Raw genomic sequence first — 17,757 nt, 5'->3', positions numbered from 1 at the left:
TATCCCCCCCCCCCCCCCCCCCCCCCCCCCCCCCCCCCCCCCCCCCCCCCCCCCCCCCCCCCCCCCCCCCCCCCCCCCCCCCCCCCCGCTCCCCCCCCCCCCCCCGCGCCCGTCCGGGTGCTCAGACCCGCTCGTCCTCCGGCAGGGTGATCACCCAGTGGGTGTCCTGGCGGGGGCGGAGGTAGCAGACCCAGTACAGCGAGGCGGCGACGGTGATGGCGCCGGTCCACAGCAGCGCGGTGGTGTCCAGCTGGGTCAGCACGTAGCCGAGCGCCACGATCAGCAGGACCGGCAGCACCGGCCAGAGCGGCTGGCGCCAGGCCGGGGCGTCCTTGTGCTCTGCATGGCGGGAGAACAGGGCGGCGACGGCGACCAGTAGGTAGAGCGCGGCGACCGCGACACCGGTGATGTTGGTCAGCAGGGTGTTCGGCACGAAGCAGAGCACCGCGCCGGGGACGCCGACGGCCAGCGTGGAGACCCACGGGGCGCTGAAGCGGTTCAGGGTGCCGAAGGCCCGGTTGGCGGACTCGGGCCAGGCCCGGTCGCGGCCGGAGGCGAAGAGCACCCGGGAGTTCTGGATGACCATCACGATGCCGGCGTTGATGATGGCCAGCGCGATGCAGAGGCTGATGAAGGTGCCGAGGGCGGAGTTGCTCCAGCCGACCACCATGCCGGAGATGTCGCCGGCGGTCAGCGTGGCCAGGTCGGGGGCGCCCATGGTGATGGCGACGACCGGGACCAGGATCACCACGGCCGAGAGCGCGAGCGTCCACAGCACGGTGCGGGCGACGTTGCGGCGCGGGTTCTCCAGCTCCTCGGAGAGGTAGATCGCGGTGCTGAAGCCCTGGGTGACGAACAGGGCGGTGCCCATCGCGGCCAGGACCGCGGCCATGCCGACCGGGCTGGTGGCGCCGCTCGCGTCGGCGGACACACCGTGCAGCAGGCTGCCCAGGCCGCGCTCGGTGTGTGCGAAGCCGAGGAAGGAGACCACGGCGGCGGCGATCACCTCGAGGACCAGGAAGATGCCGGTGATCCAGGCGTTGGCCCGCAGGTCGAGCAGGCCGGCGACGGTGGCGGCCAGCATCACGCCGGCGCCGGCCACCGCCGGGTCGATGTGCACGATCGGGGCCAGGTAGTCGGCGGTACCGAGGGCGATGACCGAGGGCACGATCATCACCACGATCAGGGACTGGATGAACACCAGCCACCCGGTGAACCGGCCCGCGAGGGTGCCGACCATCGCGTACTCGCCGCCGGCGCTCGGGACGAGGGTGCCGAGCTCGGAGTAGCAGAACGCCACCGCGACGCAGATGAGCGCGCCGATGCCGATGGTCAGCGCGGTGGCGGTGCCGAGGCTGTTGAAGAGGCTCGGCACGATCACGAACAGCGAGGACGCCGGGGTCACGCAGGAGAGCGTGAGCAGGGTCCCGCCCACGACACCGAGCGAACGGCTGAGCTTCGTCGGCGCTCCGTCGAGGCTCTCAGTCGCCGCGGCGGGGGCTGCGGCGAGTGGCGGGCGAAGCGTGTCGGTCATGGGCGTTCCGATCGGCTCGTGAGGTCGTGGGGAGGGAGCGCTATCGCCTCCAGTGGCTGGTGTCGGTCCCGGTCGCTCCCGGAGCCATGGAACAGGGGCGTATAGATCGCGTCAACGGCCGAACTGCTTCGGAATTCGCAGGCAGAAGCGGGCTGGACAGGTGATCCGATGGCTGTGCGGAATGATCGCCGAGCATGTCCTATTTGTTACCTTCGCCACGCTGTATTTGAATCAAAGGTGAACACAGATTGCCGCCCGCGAATCCAAGGTTGCGCGTCAAGTGGGCCTCTGCTGGCCCAGGCACCCCGCCAAGCCCCCGGGCCGCCCGCTCCCGCAACGAGAACCGCAGCAAAGTCATGCAAGAAACTCGATAACATTTCAGCACCTGGGACGGCAGAGGCCGGGTCCGTCACCGGACCCGGCCTCTGTTCGTCACTCGGTGCTACGACACCGCCCGCTGTTACGGCGCGGGCGTCCAGCCGACCTGGACGGTCTGGCCCGCCGTCATCCGGCGGGTGACGTAGATGCCACGGCCCGGCGGCAGCGGCTGCGGCTTGGCCGTGCCGAGCAGCGCACCCTCGTTCTTGTCACCGGAGAGCAGCAGACCCTGGCCGCCCAGCTCGCGCATCCGCTGCATGATCGGCTCGAAGAGCGAGCGGCCGGCACCACCGGCGCTGCGCGCGATGATGATGCGCAGACCGATGTCGCGGGCGAACGGCAGGAACTCGCCCAGCGGCGCCATCGGGTTGCCCGACTGGGTGGCGACCAGCTCGTAGTCGTCCACGATCACGAACATGTCCTTGCCGCTGTACCAGCTGCGGTTGCGCAGCTGCTCGGGCGTGACGTCCGGTCCCGGCAGACGGCGGGCGCAGGCTCCGCGGAGCATCTCCACGATCGAGGACATGGCGGGCGCGGCCGCCGCGTACTCGACCAGGTACTCCGGAGGCACCACGCCCAGCAGCGAGCGGCGGAAGTCGCCGATCACGATGCCGGCCTGGTCCGGGGTGTAGCGCTCGGTGATCTGCTTGATCAGCATGCGCAGCACCGCGGACTTGCCGGACTCGCTCTCACCGAAGACCACGAACAGCGGGTCGGTCTCGAAGTTGAGGAAGACCGGCGCGAGTTCGGTCTCGTCGACGGCGAAGGCGACACCGAGTTCGGGGTGCTCGAAGCCCTTGGGCAGCGAGTTCCCGTCGAGCACGGCGGGCAGCATGCGCACCTGCGGCGCGCGCGGCCCGGTCCAGGCCGCGTTGACCGCCTCGACCAGGCCGGCCAGGCCGTCGCCGAGGTCGTCGATGGTGGACTTGCCGTCCAGGCGCGGCAGACCGGCCAGGAAGTGCAGCTTGTCCGCGGTGAGGCCGCGGCCGGGCGAGTTCGCCGGGACGTTCACCGCGACCTTGCGGTCGATCTCCGACTCCATCGAGTCACCGAGCTTCAGCTCGGTGCGGTTCTGCAGCAGGTCCTTGAGCGCCGGGCGGACCTCGGCGTACCGGGAGGCGGTCACGATGACGTGGACGCCGTAGCCGAGACCGCGCGCGGCGATGTCGGAGATGACCGGCTCCAGCGCCTCGAACTCCTGCTTGAAGGTGAGCCAGCCGTCGATGAACAGGAAGACGTCGCCGTGCAGCTCGTCCGGCAGCTGACCGTTGGCGCGCCTGGACCGGAACGTGCCGACGGTGTCGATCCCGGCCGCGCGGAACAGCTCCTCGCGGTGGTTGAGGACGCCGTGCACCTCGCTGACCATGCGGCGCACCTTGTCGACGTCCAGTCGCCCGGCGACGCCACCGACGTGCGGCAGGCCCTCCAGGCTCTGGAAACCGCCACCACCGAAGTCCAGCAGGTAGAACTGCGTCTCCATCGGGGTGTGGGTGACCGAGAAGCTCGCCACCATGGTCCGGACCAGGGTGGACTTGCCGGAGCGCGGACCACCGACGATCAGACCGTGACCGGCCGCACCCGAGTAGTCCTGCTCCAGCACGTCGCGGCGCTGGTCGCGCGGCTTGTCGACGATGCCGACCGGCACCTTCAGGGTGCCGACCTTGCCGAAGTCCGAAGAGGTGAGCCCGCGTTCGGGGGTGACCTGGAGCGGCAGCACCAGCCCGTCGATGCTGGGGGCGTCCTCCAGCGGGGGCAGCCACACCTGGTGGGCGGGCGGACCCTGCCCGAGCATCCGCTGGACGAAGACGTCCAGCATGGTGTCGAGCAGCGAGTCGTCGATCTCCTCGACCTCCTCGACAACCTCCTCGACCACCGGTTCGATGATCGGCACCTCGGCCGCGGTGAACAGCACCGGCTGCGCGGTGATCACCTGGCCGCTGCTGGTGCGCTGCTGGCCCGGCGGGCGGTAGGGGCCCGAGACGTACGCGGCGCGGAAGCGCTCCATCACGTCGGAGCCGAACTTCAGGTAGCCGACACCCGGGATCGGCGGCAGGTGGTAGGCGTCCGGCACGCCGATCGCGGCCCGCGACTCGGCGGCCGAGAAGGTGCGCAGACCCAGACGGTAGGAGAGGAAGGTGTCCAGACCGCGGAGCTTGCCCTCCTCGAGGCGCTGCGAGGCGAGCAGCATGTGCATACCCAGCGAACGGCCGATACGGCCGATCTGGATGAACAGATCGATGAAGTCCGGCTTCGCGGTGAGGAGTTCGGAGAACTCATCGATGATCATCAGCAGCGAGGGCAGCGGGTCGAGGGCCGCACCGGCGGCACGGGCCCGCTCGTACTCGTTGATGTTGGCGTAGTTGCCCGCCGCGCGCAGCAGTTCCTGGCGGCGGTTCATCTCGCCCTCGATCGCGTCGCGCATGCGGTCGATCAGGGTGGCTTCGCCCTCGAGGTTGGTGATCACGGCCGCGGTGTGCGGCATCTCCGCCATACCGGCGAAGGTGGCACCACCCTTGAAGTCCGCGAGGACCAGGTTGAGGACCTCGGAGGAGTGGGTCACCGCGAGCGCCAGCACGATGGTGCGGAGCACCTCGGACTTACCGGAACCGGTGGCGCCGACGCACATGCCGTGCGGGCCCATGCCCTGCAGCGAGGCTTCCTTGATGTCCAGCCAGACGTACTCGCCGTTCTGGCCGACACCCAGCGGGACCTTGAGCTTCTCGGCGATCGGACGCGGACGCCAGTGCCGGGCCGGGTCGAAGGAGCCCGGGTCGCCGGTGCTCATCATCTCGGTGAAGTCCATGCTGACCAGCGACGGGTCGCCGTCGTCCCCGCCGGCCGAGACCCGGAACGGTGCCAGCTGGCGCGCCAGCGCCTCGGACTGCCAGGAGGACAGGGCGTCCGGCTTGCCGGAGTACGAGGCGCCGGAGGCGGACTCCAGCAGCAGCTCGTCCTTGGTCAGCGAGATCACCAAGTGTCCGCTGGGCTCGTCCAGCTCACCCGGGACGACCTCGATCACGGTGACGCCCTGGACGCCCTCCGCGCCGGCCAGCGCGGAGTCGTGCGGCACCGAGGCGCCGTCCATGATGACCACGATGTGCGGCTGGTCGGGCGACGGCACGGTGTCGCGGGAGAAGCCCTTGCGGCCCGCCAGCTCGTTCTCCAGCAGGTACTCCAGCTCACCGAGCCCGGTCGCGATCAGGCGGCGGGAACCCGCGCCGTCGCTGTCCTTGCGGTGCTGGGTGTGCGGCAGCCACTTCGCCCACTCCCACTCCTCCACCGCGCCCGGCGCGGCGGCGACCGCGATGATCAGGTCGTCGGGCGAGTGCAGGGTGGTCAACTGGGCGATCATCGCCCGGACGTTGCCGTACACGGTGTCCGGATCGCCGCAGACGGTGATGTGGTAGAAGGCACGCAGCGAGACCGCCAGCGGCAGGTCCTGCAGAGTGCCGTGCGCGGTGAGGAAGTTCTTCATCGCCGCGGCGGCCAGCGGCTCCAGTTCGTCCAGCGGCGCGGTCTGCGGTGCCACCAGCGGCGTGGACAGCTGCTGTGGACCGCGGCCGAGCCTGATCTGGGCGAAGTCCGGGTCACCGGGCCTGCGTTCCCACAGCCGGCGGCCCTCCGCCACGATCGACCACAGCTGGTCGGGCTCCGGGTGCAGGAACAGCTGGGCGCCGCGCTGGCGCTCGGCCGTACGGCGCACCTGGCGGCGCATCTGCTGCAGGTACTTCAGGTAGTCGCGGCGCTCGTCCGCGGTGCCCGCGTTGCCGCCCTTGCGCGCCTTGATCATCTGGGCCACCGCCATGCCCGCGGTGGAGGCGACCATCAGGACGCCCATCATCTTCTGCGGCCCCTGGGCACCGGGCGAGAAGAGGAACGCCGCGGACCCGCCCATGCCGAGCAACGGCAGCAGGGACATCAGCCAGTCCTCGCCGCCCGCTCTGGGCAGCTCCGGTGGAGGCACCAACTCCACCGGCTCGTCCGGCACCGCGGGCGGATACGCCCGCGCCGGACGCTTGACGGTAACCACACTCATGCGACCTCCTCGCTTCGCTCGTTGGCCGCTTCGCGAAACTCGCACCTTCTAACGGTTCGCTCGCTTCGCTCGCCCACTGGCATCAGCCCTCACGCACTGGATACGTACGGGTGAGGGCGCCCCGTGTTGCGATGACGCCGCCCCCGCTCCGCCGACCGCAAGCGTCAGGGGGTCGCGCGTATCCGCCCCCGTCACGCCTTGCGCAGGGGCCGATCCTACTGGTCTGCCCGGACCGTGCGACCACAGGGGCGAGGCAGTCGGGATCGTAAGGGAAAGGGGTGATCCATCGTCACCCTTCTTTCACAGGCCGCCGGTGAGGGGTCAGTGGGTGGGCGCGCCCGGCTGGCGGTAGGGTAACGCCGCGCCAATTCTCATCCGGATCGCGCGAGTTCCGATCCGGGAGGATCTGGCCGAGCCGACGAACGGCCAGTCAACAAGGGGGAGAGCGCCGGTGAGCGCTAATGCAACGACCGGATTCTGCCGGGTCACGGTGGTGGCGCCGGACAGCCGGATCGACGTCGCACTGCCGGAGGACGTGCCGCTCGCGGACGTCTACCCCGAGGTGCTGAGGCTCTCCGGCCAGACCCAGGCGGACGGTGCGCCGACCGGCTTCCACCTGGTCCGCCGCGACGGCACGGTCCTGGACAGCGGACTGCCGCTGGCCGCTCAGCAGGTGCGCGACGGCGACCTGCTGAGCCTGCGCCCGTTCGCCGAGTCGCTGCCGCCGGCCGTCTACGACGACGTGGCCGACGCCATCGCCAGCGCGGTCGAGGCCGACCGCCGCTTCTGGAGCCCCGAGCTGATGCGGGCCTTCGGCCTGATCGGCTCGACCGTGCTGCTGGGGCTGCTCGGTTTCGCGCTCTGGTTCTCCGACCTGCGCCACGACATGCACAGCCTGCCGGGCATCCTGTCCGGCGTGACCGCGGTCGTCCTGGTCGCCTTCGCGGGGATCCGCGCCAGGGTCTACGACGACCACGACGCCGGGCTCGCGCTCGGCCTCGGCGCGCTCCCGCACGCGCTGATCGCGGGCAGCGGCATCATCGCGGTCGCCCACCAGGGAGACGGTCCCGGCCGGCTCCAGTTCCTGGTCGGCTGCGTCGCCGTCCTGGTGGTCTCGGTACTGCTGGTCGGCCTGCTGCCGGAGAAGGACTCGGTTTTCGTCGCCTCCTCCTTCCTGGCCGCTGCGGGCACCCTGGCGACCTTCGCGGGCGTACTGCTCTCCGGCACCCCGGCCACCCACATCGCCGCCGTCACCGCCATCGCCGCCATCGCCGCGATCGGCGTGCTGCCCGCACTGTCCGCCCGCTTCGCCCGGCTGCCCGTCGGCTTCAGCGCCCCCGGCCAGACCCGCACCCGGGGTCGCAACTTCTCCGAGGACGAGAACCGCGCCGAGACCGTCCAGTACGAGAAGATCGCCCACCAGGCCCGCCGGGGCCACGAGGTGCTGGTCGGCCTGGTCGGCGGCTGCGCCGCGGTGATCGTCGGCTCCTGCGCCGTGCTCGGCTTCAGCGACACCATGTACGGCGAACTGCTGGCGCTGGCGATCGGCATCGCGACCATGCTGCGGGCCCGGCTGTTCCGCTACACCGCTCAGGTCTTCGCCCTGACCATCGCCGGTCTGGCCGGCCTGGGCCTGCTGATCCTGGGCCTGTCGCTGCACACTCCGGCGTTCATCCTCCGGGCCGCCGGCTCCACCACCCAGACCGACCTGCGCACGGTCTGGCTGGGCGCCTCGATCGCCTTCGGGGCCGCCGTGCTGACCGCCATCGCGCTGGTCGTGCCGCGTCTGGGCGTCTCCCCGTTCTGGGGCCGTGTCCTGGACGTGGTGGACGGACTGATGCTGATCTCGCTGGTCCCGCTGGCCCTCGCCGTGCTGGACATCTACGGTCTGGTCCGCGGCGCCACCAGTTGATCCGAGGCCCGCGCCGAGCGCCCGCCGTCGCCCCGTTGCCGGGGTGGCCGGCGGGCGCTGGTACGCTTGGGCCCGTCCGAGTTCTGTCAGACCCTGTGCCGTCTACCAGGGTCGCTCGGCGAAACCCTCGAAGGAGATGCCGTGGCACTCGCCGCCGACGTCAAGAAGCAGATCATCGCCGAGTTCGGTCAGAACGAGAGCGACACCGGTTCCCCGGAGGTCCAGGTCGCGATGCTCTCGCGCCGCATCTCGGACCTGACGGAGCACCTGAAGTTCCACAAGCACGACCACCACTCCCGCCGTGGTCTGCTGATCCTGGTCGGCCAGCGCCGCCGTCTGCTGCAGTACCTGGCCAAGAAGGACATCGAGCGTTTCCGTACGCTCGTCGACCGCCTGGGCATCCGCCGCGGTGCCGCCGGCGGCGCCCGCTAAGTCCGCCGCGCAGGGGCGGCTCCCCTACCGGGGAGCCGCCCCTCGCTGCATCCCCGCACGGTGCCGCCGTCCTCCGCAGTGACGGGTGGCGAACGCCGGGCGAACTCCCTGCGACGAGTCCCTTTCCACACGCGTGGTAATGACGGGATCTGTAGGGTGTGAATTTGTAAGGTGAAGGGCATGCCCGCTCATGGTGTCGCGAAGACGCCGCGAGAATTGAGGCAGTGCGACATCACCGAGCGGGCCGCTGGCTTCAAACGGAAGCCGCCCGCGTCCCAGGGAGCGTCCACACGCGACCGCCGACCAGCAGGCCGAGAGGCGCCGGTCCTCGGTAGTGGCCGCCGGGGAGTGCCAGGCCGTCCAGACGACGGCGCCGGCGACCCGGAGGCTTCGATCGAAGACCGGCCCAGATGCCCGGGCCACCGGTAGGCAAAGCGGAGGGGCGCTCCTCGGGAGACGTACGAAAGAGGAGATCTTCCAGGTGGAAGAGAACGTGTTCTACGCCGAGGCCGTCATCGACAACGGCAGCTTCGGCACCCGTACCATCCGCTTCGAGACCGGCCGGCTGGCCCGTCAGGCCGCCGGCTCCGCCGTCGCCTACCTCGACGACGACACCATGGTCCTGTCCGCCACCAGCGTGTCCAAGCAGCCGAAGGAGCACTTCGACTTCTTCCCGCTGACCGTCGACATCGAGGAGCGGATGTACGCCGCGGGCCGGATCCCCGGTTCGTTCTTCCGTCGTGAGGGCCGGCCCTCCGAGGACGCGATCCTCACCTGCCGCCTGATCGACCGCCCGCTGCGCCCGTCCTTCGTCAAGGGCCTGCGCAACGAGGTCCAGATCGTCGGCACCGTCATGGCGCTGAACCCGGACCACCTGTACGACGTGGTGGCCATCAACGCCGCCTCCGCCTCCACCCAGCTCGCCGGTCTGCCGTTCTCCGGCCCGATCGGCGGCGTCCGGGTCGCCCTGATCAAGGGCCAGTGGGTCGCCTTCCCGACCCACAGCGAGCTGGAGTCGGCCGTCTTCGACATGGTCGTCGCCGGTCGCGTCCTGCCGGACGGCGACGTCGCGATCATGATGGTCGAGGCCGAGGCCACCGACAAGACCATCAAGCTGGTCGCCGACGGCACCGAGGCCCCGACCGAGGAGGTCGTCGCCGACGGTCTGGAGGCCGCCAAGCCGTTCATCAAGGTGCTCTGCCAGGCGCAGTCCCAGCTGGCCGCCCAGGCCGCCAAGCCGACCGCGGAGTTCCCGGTCTTCCTGGACTACCAGGACGACGTGCTCGCCGCGCTGACCGCCGCGGTCAAGGACGAGCTGGCCCAGGCGCTCACCATCCCGGGCAAGCAGGAGCGCAACAACGAGCTCGACCGCATCAAGGCGATCGCCGCCGACAAGCTGCTCCCGGAGTTCGAGGGCCGCGAGAAGGAGATCAGCGCCGCCTACAACGCGCTGACCAAGAAGATCGTCCGAGAGCGCGTCATCAAGGACAAGGTCCGCATCGACGGCCGCGGTGTCACCGACATCCGCACCCTGGCCGCCGAGGTCGAGGCGATCCCGCGGGTCCACGGCTCGGCCCTGTTCGAGCGCGGCGAGACCCAGATCCTGGGTGTCACCACCCTGAACATGCTCCGCATGGAGCAGCAGCTCGACACGCTCTCCCCGGAGACGCGCCGTCGCTACATGCACAACTACAACTTCCCGCCGTACTCCGTCGGTGAGACCGGCCGCGTGGGCTCGCCCAAGCGCCGCGAGATCGGCCACGGCGCCCTGGCCGAGCGCGCGCTCATCCCGGTGCTGCCGTCCCGCGAGGAGTTCCCGTACGCCATCCGCCAGGTCTCCGAGGCGCTCGGCTCCAACGGCTCCACCTCGATGGGCTCGGTCTGCGCCTCCACCATGTCGCTGCTGAACGCCGGTGTGCCGCTGAAGGCCGCCGTCGCCGGTATCGCCATGGGCCTGATCTCGCAGGAGATCGACGGTGAGACGCACTACGTCACCCTGACCGACATCCTGGGCGCCGAGGACGCGTACGGCGACATGGACTTCAAGGTCGCCGGTACCCGCAACTTCATCACCGCCCTGCAGCTGGACACCAAGCTGAACGGCATCCCGGCGTCGGTGCTCGCCGCCGCGCTGAAGCAGGCCAAGGACGCCCGCCTGCACATCCTCGACGTGATGAACGAGGCGATCGACACTCCGGACGAGATGTCGCCGAACGCCCCGCGCATCATCACCATCAAGATCCCGGTGGACAAGATCGGTGAGGTCATCGGCCCCAAGGGCAAGATGATCAACCAGATCCAGGAGGACACCGGCGCCGAGATCACGATCGAGGACGACGGCACCATCTACATCGGTGCCGCGGACGGCCCGGCCGCCGAGGCCGCCCGCACCACGATCAACCAGATCGCCAACCCGACCATGCCGGAGGTCGGCGAGCGCTACCTGGGCACCGTGGTCAAGACCACGACCTTCGGCGCGTTCGTCTCGCTGATGCCGGGCAAGGACGGTCTGCTGCACATCTCGCAGATCCGCAAGCTGGCCGGCGGCAAGCGCGTGGAGAACGTCGAGGACGTGCTCGCGGTCGGCGCCAAGGTGCAGGTCGAGATCGCCGAGATCGACCCGCGCGGCAAGCTCTCGCTGATCCCGGTCATCGAGGGCGAGGAGGGCGGCGAGGCCGCCACCGCGTCCGAGTGACGGCTCTCAGCTAGCTGACTCCCGCGGCCCGCACGCCAGCTTGAGCGTGCGGGCCGCACCCTGTTGTTCCCACCCATGGAGGTACCCGCGTTGGCTCAGGCCTCGGCGGCAACGCAGCGACCCGGCACCACTCGCACCCTGCTCAGAGGCGTCGACGGCGCCGGCACGGTGCGCCGCACCGTCCTTCCCGGCGGCCTGCGGGTCGTCACCGAGACCCTGCCGACGGTCCGCTCGGCGACCTTCGGGATCTGGGTCGGCGTCGGCTCCCGGGACGAGACCCCGGTCCTCAACGGTGCCACCCACTACCTGGAGCACCTGCTCTTCAAGGGCACCGCCCGGCGCAGCGCGCTGGACATCTCGGCCGCCCTGGACGCGGTCGGCGGCGAGATGAACGCCTTCACCGCGAAGGAGAACACCTGCTACTACGCGCGGGTGCTCGACACCGACCTGCCGCTGGCCATCGACGTGGTCTGCGACATGGTCACCGGCTCGCTGGTCCGTGAGGAGGACGTGGAGGCCGAGCGCGGCGTCATCCTGGAGGAGATGGCGATGGCCGAGGACGACCCGGGCGACGTGGTCCACGACCTGTTCGCCAAGGTCATCTACGGGTCCGCGCCGCTCGGCCGCCCGATCCTGGGCACCCAGGAGACCGTGACCGGGCTGAGCCGGGACCAGATCGCCGGGTTCTACCGCCGCCGCTACAAGCCCGAGAACCTGGTCGTCGCCGCGGCCGGCAACCTCGACCACAAGAAGGTGGTCCGGTTGGTCGAGCGGGCCTTCGCACCGGTGCTGGCCAGGTCCACCGGCCACCCCGCCGAGCTGCCCCGCTCCGTCAAGGCGCTGCGCACCGCCGGGAAGATCCAGGTGCTCAACCGCCCCACCGAGCAGGCCCACCTGGTCCTCGGCCTGCCGGGCATACCCCGCCACGACGAGCGCCGCTGGGCGCTGGGCGTGCTCAACGCGGCCCTCGGCGGCGGGATGAGCTCGCGGCTGTTCCAGGAGGTCCGGGAGAAGCGGGGCCTGGCGTACTCGGTCTACTCGTACTCCACCTCGTACGCGGACAGCGGCCTGTTCGGCATCTACGCCGGCTGCCAGCCCAAGCGGGTCGAGGAGGTCCTGGAGATCTGCCGCGCCGAGTTGGCCAAGGTGGTCGAGGAGGGCATCACGGCCGAGGAACTGCACCGGGCGATCGGGCAGATCTCCGGCTCCACCGTGCTCGGCATGGAGGACACCGGCTCACTGATGAACCGGATCGGCAAGGCCGAACTCTGCTACGGGCAGCACCTGTCCGTGGACGAGATGCTGGAGAAGATCGCGGCGGTCACCCTGGATGACGTCCGGGACGTGGCACGTGATGTGCTGGGTGCCTACCGGCCATCGCTCGCGCTGATCGGCCCGATCAACGACAGGCGGGCGGCCGCGCTCGCCGACCTGCTGCACTGAGAGGGTTACCGAAGATGACGCTGCGCGTTGCCGTGATCGGCGCCAGGGGACGGATCGGTTCGGAGGCCGTCAAGGCCGTCGAGGCCGCCCCCGACCTGGAGCTGGCCGCCACCCTGGGCCGTGACTCCGAGCTCTCCGAGCTGGGCGACGCCGGTGTCCAGGTCGTGGTCGAACTGACCCACCCCGATTCGGTGATGGGCAACCTCGAGTACTGCCTGCACAACGGGATCCACGTGGTCACCGGCACCACCGGCTGGACCGACGAGCGGTTGGCCACCGTGCGAGGCTGGCTGGCAGAGAGCCCGCGGACCGGTCTGCTGATCGCGCCGAACTTCTCCATCGGCGCCGTCCTCGGCATGCAGTTCGCGCAGGTCGCGGCCAAGTACTTCGAGTCGGTCGAGGTGGTCGAGCTGCACCACGACCGGAAGGCGGACGCCCCTTCGGGCACCGCCACCCGTACCGCGCAGCTGATCGCCGCCGCCCGTACCGAGGCCGGCCGGGGGCCGCAGCAGGACCCGACCACGCACGGCCTGGAGGGTGCGCGCGGCGCGGACGTGGACGGGGTGCCGGTGCACGCGGTCCGGCTGCGCGGCCTGCTGGCCCACCAGGAGGTGCTGTTCGGCGACACCGGCGAGACCCTGACCATCCGCCACGACTCGCTGCACCACAGCTGCTTCATGCCCGGCATCCTGCTCGGCGTGCGCAAGGTGGTGGACCACCCGGGCCTCACCTTCGGCCTCGAACACTTCCTGGACCTGTGAGCCCGTCGATGACCTCGCGCACCGGTTTCTTCGTGCTCTCCGGCGTCCTGTTCCTGGTCGCCCTGATCTGTGTGGGCGAGGGCGTCCAGCTGATCGCCACCGGCAAGCCGCTCGGCATCGGCATCGGCCTCTGCGCCTTCGTCATCCCGGGGATCGGGATCTGGTTCCTGCGCCAGACCATCCGCTTCGGGCGGGCCAGCGAGCGGCTCGCCCGCGAGTTGGAGGCCGAGGGCGGGCTGCCGGTGGACGAGCTGAAGCGCACCTCGGGGGGCCGGATCGACCGGGCCTCGGCCGACGCGGTCTTCGCCAGGCGCAAGGCCGAGGCCGAGGCCTCGCCGGCGGACTGGCGGGTCTTCTTCCGGCTCGCGGTCGCCTATGCGGACGCCGGTGACGTGCCGCGTGCCCGCAAGGCCATGCAGCACGCCATCAAGCTGCACGCCACTCCGGCACCCGTCGCGGCGGGCTAGGCTGTCGCCGTCACAAACGGCTCATCCCGGTAGTTCTTGGAGGATCTTCGCGTGAGCGATGAAGTGGACCTGACTCCGCAGTTCCGTAGCGATGTCACCGTCGAACTGGTGCGCAGTGCCGCGGCCGACTCGGACGTGGTCTGGGCGGCGCGGGTCTCGACCGCGGGTGAGCAGTCCCTGGAGGCGGTCCAGCAGGATCCGGAGAAGTCCAAGGGGCTGATCAACTTCCTGATGCGGGACCGCCACGGCACCCCCTTCGAGCACAACTCGATGACCTTCTTCATCAGCGCGCCGATCTTCGTCTTCCGCGAGTTCCACCGCCACCGCAGCGGCTGGTCCTACAACGAGGAGTCCGGTCGCTACCGTGAGCTGCAGCCGGTCTTCTACGTCCCCGGCGAGGACCGCAAGCTGATCCAGCAGGGCCGCCCCGGCAAGTACGAGTTCGTCGAGGGCACCCGGGAGCAGCACCGGATCGCGACCGAGGCGATGGAGTCCTCCTACCGGGCCTCCTACCAGGCGTACCGGGAGATGCTCGACGCCGGTGTCGCCCGGGAGGTGGCCCGCGCGGTGCTGCCGGTCGGCCTGTTCTCCTCGATGTACGCCACCTGCAACGCGCGCTCGCTGATGCACTTCCTCTCGCTGCGCACCAAACGGGAGAACTCGGCGGTTCCGTCCTTCCCGCAGCGCGAGATCGAGATGGTCGCCGAGCAGATGGAGGCGGAGTGGGCGAAGCTCATGCCGCTCACCCATGCGGCCTTCGAGAAGCACGGCCGAGTCGCCCCCTGACCTGGGCCGACAGGCATACGGGCGGGGCGGGTGACATGTCCGGATTGCGGCTTTTCCGGGTGCTCCCTAGGCTCAAAACCACGGATTCCGGTGCTGCTTGAACCCCCGAGCAAGCAGCACCGGAGTCCCACGTCAGGGCCCGCCGCCCAGCCGCTGTCCGTCCGCCGGCCCTCCTGCGGAACGGCACTCCGCCCCGCAGAACGGCACATCTGTCCGAACCATGGACCGGCCTGGTAGACCCCCGGCCGCCTACGAGTAGTTTTGGACGCATGGCTCCGACCTCCACCCCTCAGACTCCCTTCGGCCGGGTTCTGACCGCGATGGTGACCCCGTTCACCGCAGACGGCGGTCTCGACCTCGACGGCGCACAGCGTCTGGCCGCTCACCTCGTGGACTCCGGCAACGACGGCCTCGTGCTCAACGGCACCACCGGTGAGTCGCCGACCACCTCCGACGCCGAGAAGGCCCAGCTGGTCCGCGCCGTGGTGGAGGCGGTCGGGGACCGGGCCCACATCATCGCCGGCGTCGGCACCAACGACACGCACCACAGCGTCGAGCTCGCCCGCCAGGCCGAGGCGGCCGGCGCCCACGGCCTACTGGTCGTCACGCCGTACTACAGCAAGCCCCCGCAGGAGGGCCTGTACCAGCACAGCGTCACCATCGCGGACGCCACCGAGCTGCCGGTGATGCTGTACGACATCCCCGGCCGCGCCGGGGTCGCGCTCAGCACCGAGACGTTGGTCCGGCTCGGCGAGCACCCGCGGATCGTCGCCAACAAGGATGCCAAGGGTGACCTCGCCGCCGCCTCCTGGGCCATCGCCCGCAGCGGCCTGGCCTGGTACTCCGGCGACGACATCCTCAACCTGCCACTGCTGTCGGTGGGTGCCGTCGGTGTGGTCAGCGTGGTCGGCCATGTGGTGGCCGGCGAGCTGCGCGCCATGATCGACGCCTACCTGGCCGGCGACGTCGCCAAGGCGCTGTCGATCCACCAGAGCCTGCTGCCGGTGTTCACCGGCATGTTCCGCACCCAGGGCGTCATCCTCAGCAAGGCAGCGCTGAACCTCCAGGGGCACGCGGCGGGACCGCTGCGCCTGCCGCTGGTCTCCGCCACGCCGGAGGAGATTGACCGGCTGAGGCTGGATCTCGCCGCCGGCGGGGTACACCTGTAGCAGACACAGACGTGCGCGCCCCGGCTCGCCGGGCCCATCGCAGGCCCGCCGCTGGACCGGACCCAAGGCGCGAGGGCACCAGGACCTGAAATGTAGGAAACCGACGAAGCACGCACGCCATATGTCTTCAGGGGAGGACCCCGGACATATGGCGTGCGTCGTGAGGAGAGTCTTTTGAGCCACCCGCATCCCGAACTCGGCGCGCCACCGGCCCTGAAGGAGGGCGCCCTCCGCATCACTCCGCTCGGCGGCCTCGGTGAGATCGGCCGCAACATGACGGTCCTCGAGTACGGGGACCGCATCCTGATCATCGACTGCGGTGTCCTCTTCCCGGAGGACGAGCAGCCCGGTGTCGACCTGATCCTCCCGGACTTCAGCTACATCCGGGACCGGCTGGACAAGGTCGACGGCATCGTCCTCACCCACGGGCACGAGGACCACATCGGCGCCGTCCCCTACCTGCTCCGGGAGAACCCGGAGATCCCGCTGATCGGCTCCAAGCTCACCCTGGCGCTGATCGAGGCCAAGCTCGCCGAGCACCGGATCCGTCCGTACGTGCTGGAGGTCGAGGAGGGGCAGCGCGAGCGGATCGGCCCCTTCGACTGCGAGTTCATCGCCGTCAACCACTCCATCCCGGACGCCCTCGCGGTCGCCGTCCGGACGCCTGCCGGCATGGTCGTCGCCACCGGTGACTTCAAGATGGACCAGCTGCCGCTCGACGGCCGGCTCACCGACCTGCCGACCTTCGCCAAGCTGGCCGAGGAGGGCATGGACCTGCTGCTGGTGGATTCCACCAACGCCGAGGTCCCCGGCTTCATCCCGCACGAGCGGGACATCTCGGCCGCGCTGCGCAACGTCTTCGCCAATGCCGATCGCCGCATCATCGTCGCCTCCTTCGCCAGCCATGTGCACCGCATCCAGCAGGTGCTGGACGCGGCCCACGAGTACAAGCGCAAGGTCGCCTTCGTGGGCCGCTCGATGGTCCGCAACATGGGCATCGCGCGGGACCTGGGCTACCTGAAGGTCCCGGGCAACCTGATCGTCGACGTGAAGACCCTGGACGACCTGCCGGACAACGAGGTGGTGCTCATCTGCACCGGCTCGCAGGGCGAGCCGATGGCGGCGCTGTCCCGGATGGCCAACCGCGAGCACCAGATCCGGATCACCCAGGGCGACACCGTGGTCCTCGCATCCTCGCTGATCCCGGGCAACGAGAACGCGGTGTACCGGGTCATCAACGGCCTGACCCGGTGGGGCGCCAAGGTCGTGCACAAGGGCAACGCCAAGGTGCACGTGTCCGGCCACGCCTCGGCCGGTGAGCTGCTCTACTTCTTCAACATCTGCCGACCGCGCAACCTGATGCCGGTCCACGGTGAGTGGCGTCACCTGCGGGCGGCGGCCGACCTGGGCATCGCGACCGGTGTGCCGCGTGAGCGTACGGTCATCGCCGAGGACGGCGTCTGCGTCGACCTGGAGAACGGCGTCGCGCGCATCGTCGGCAAGGTCCAGGCCGGTTACGTCTACGTCGACGGTTCGTCGGTCGGCGACATCACCGAGGCTTCGCTCAAGGACCGCCGCATCCTCGGTGAAGAAGGCTTCATCTCGGCCTTCGTGGTGGTCGACTCCACCAACGGCAAGATCGTAAGTGGCCCGACCATCCAGGCCCGCGGCTCCGGCATCGACGACAGCGCGTTCATCCCCGTAGTGGCGAGGCTGGAAGAAGCGCTGACCAAGTCGGCGAACGACGGCGTGTTGGAGATCCGCCAGGTCCAGCAGCTGGTCCGGCGCACCATCGGCAAGTGGGTGGCGGACAACTACCGCCGGCGCCCGATGATCATGCCGGTCGTGGTCGAGGTCTGAGGCGCCCTGGCGGTCCAGGCCGGTTCGGCCGGCTGAGCCTACCGGCTCGGTTTGACGTGGGGCGGCCCGGTGCGTAATGTTCTCCGGGTTGCCCCACGGGACGCCGGAAGTTCTCGAACGAAATTCGAGAGCAGAAAGCGAGCCGGAAAACTCTGATAGAGTCTGAGGGCGCCGAAAGGCGAAAGTGAATCCGATGGAATTCGGTCCGGTAAACGGAGCGGAAAACATCTGATAAGCTGGAAACACGAAAGAACGAAGCGCCCGGAGGGTCCGCTGGAAGGCGG

At 69.9% G+C, this 17,757-nt stretch carries 11 protein-coding genes; 9 read left to right on the top strand and 2 right to left on the bottom strand.

Annotation, left to right across the window (positions count from 1 at the left end; translation table 11 throughout):
• Positions 1–121: 121 nt before the first annotated feature.
• Positions 122–1,534, bottom strand: coding sequence for an APC family permease (locus tag ACZ5ON_RS30630; RefSeq protein ID WP_465599515.1), 1,413 nt, complete (start codon positions 1,532–1,534; stop codon positions 122–124).
• Positions 1,535–1,994: 460 nt separating this feature from the next.
• Positions 1,995–5,948, bottom strand: a complete 3,954-nt coding sequence (gene eccCa / locus ACZ5ON_RS30625; RefSeq protein WP_465599513.1) for a type VII secretion protein EccCa — start codon at positions 5,946–5,948, stop codon at positions 1,995–1,997.
• 451 nt (positions 5,949–6,399) lie between these two features.
• Here eccCa and eccD point away from each other — a divergent pair, with 451 nt between their 5' ends.
• From eccD to ACZ5ON_RS30580, 9 genes are all read left to right on the top strand, one after another.
• Positions 6,400–7,860, top strand: coding sequence for a type VII secretion integral membrane protein EccD (gene eccD, locus ACZ5ON_RS30620; protein ID WP_465599511.1), 1,461 nt, complete (start codon positions 6,400–6,402; stop codon positions 7,858–7,860).
• Positions 7,861–8,001: 141 nt separating this feature from the next.
• Positions 8,002–8,292, top strand: coding sequence for a 30S ribosomal protein S15 (gene rpsO, locus ACZ5ON_RS30615; protein ID WP_344640468.1), 291 nt, complete (start codon positions 8,002–8,004; stop codon positions 8,290–8,292).
• 481 nt (positions 8,293–8,773) lie between these two features.
• Entirely contained in the window at positions 8,774–10,987 is a 2,214-nt protein-coding gene (locus ACZ5ON_RS30610) for a polyribonucleotide nucleotidyltransferase (protein ID WP_465599508.1), read from the top strand.
• A gap of 75 nt (positions 10,988–11,062) precedes the next feature.
• Entirely contained in the window at positions 11,063–12,430 is a 1,368-nt protein-coding gene (locus ACZ5ON_RS30605) for a M16 family metallopeptidase (protein ID WP_465599506.1), read from the top strand.
• A gap of 14 nt (positions 12,431–12,444) precedes the next feature.
• A complete protein-coding gene (dapB, locus tag ACZ5ON_RS30600) occupies positions 12,445–13,191 on the top strand; it encodes a 4-hydroxy-tetrahydrodipicolinate reductase (protein WP_465599504.1) in 747 nt (248 codons plus the stop codon).
• An 8-nt stretch (positions 13,192–13,199) separates the two neighbouring features.
• The gene (locus ACZ5ON_RS30595; protein WP_465599502.1) at positions 13,200–13,658 is read left to right on the top strand and encodes a tetratricopeptide repeat protein; all 459 of its coding nucleotides are present in this window, start codon (positions 13,200–13,202) and stop codon (positions 13,656–13,658) included.
• A gap of 51 nt (positions 13,659–13,709) precedes the next feature.
• Positions 13,710–14,444 carry an FAD-dependent thymidylate synthase gene (gene thyX / locus ACZ5ON_RS30590; RefSeq protein ID WP_465599500.1) on the top strand — a complete coding sequence of 245 codons (735 nt, stop codon included), beginning with the start codon at positions 13,710–13,712 and terminating at the stop codon, positions 14,442–14,444.
• A gap of 269 nt (positions 14,445–14,713) precedes the next feature.
• A complete protein-coding gene (dapA, locus tag ACZ5ON_RS30585; RefSeq protein ID WP_465599498.1) occupies positions 14,714–15,613 on the top strand; it encodes a 4-hydroxy-tetrahydrodipicolinate synthase in 900 nt (299 codons plus the stop codon).
• A gap of 174 nt (positions 15,614–15,787) precedes the next feature.
• Complete coding sequence (locus ACZ5ON_RS30580) at positions 15,788–17,473, top strand: ribonuclease J (RefSeq protein ID WP_465599496.1); 1,686 nt, start codon at positions 15,788–15,790, stop codon at positions 17,471–17,473.
• The last annotated feature ends 284 nt before the right edge of the window (positions 17,474–17,757 follow it).

The sequence above is a fragment of the Kitasatospora sp. NPDC032150 genome (genome assembly GCF_055579945.1).
The sequence above is the reverse complement of the archived record's forward strand: the minus strand, read 5'-3'. Positions and strand labels throughout refer to the sequence as shown.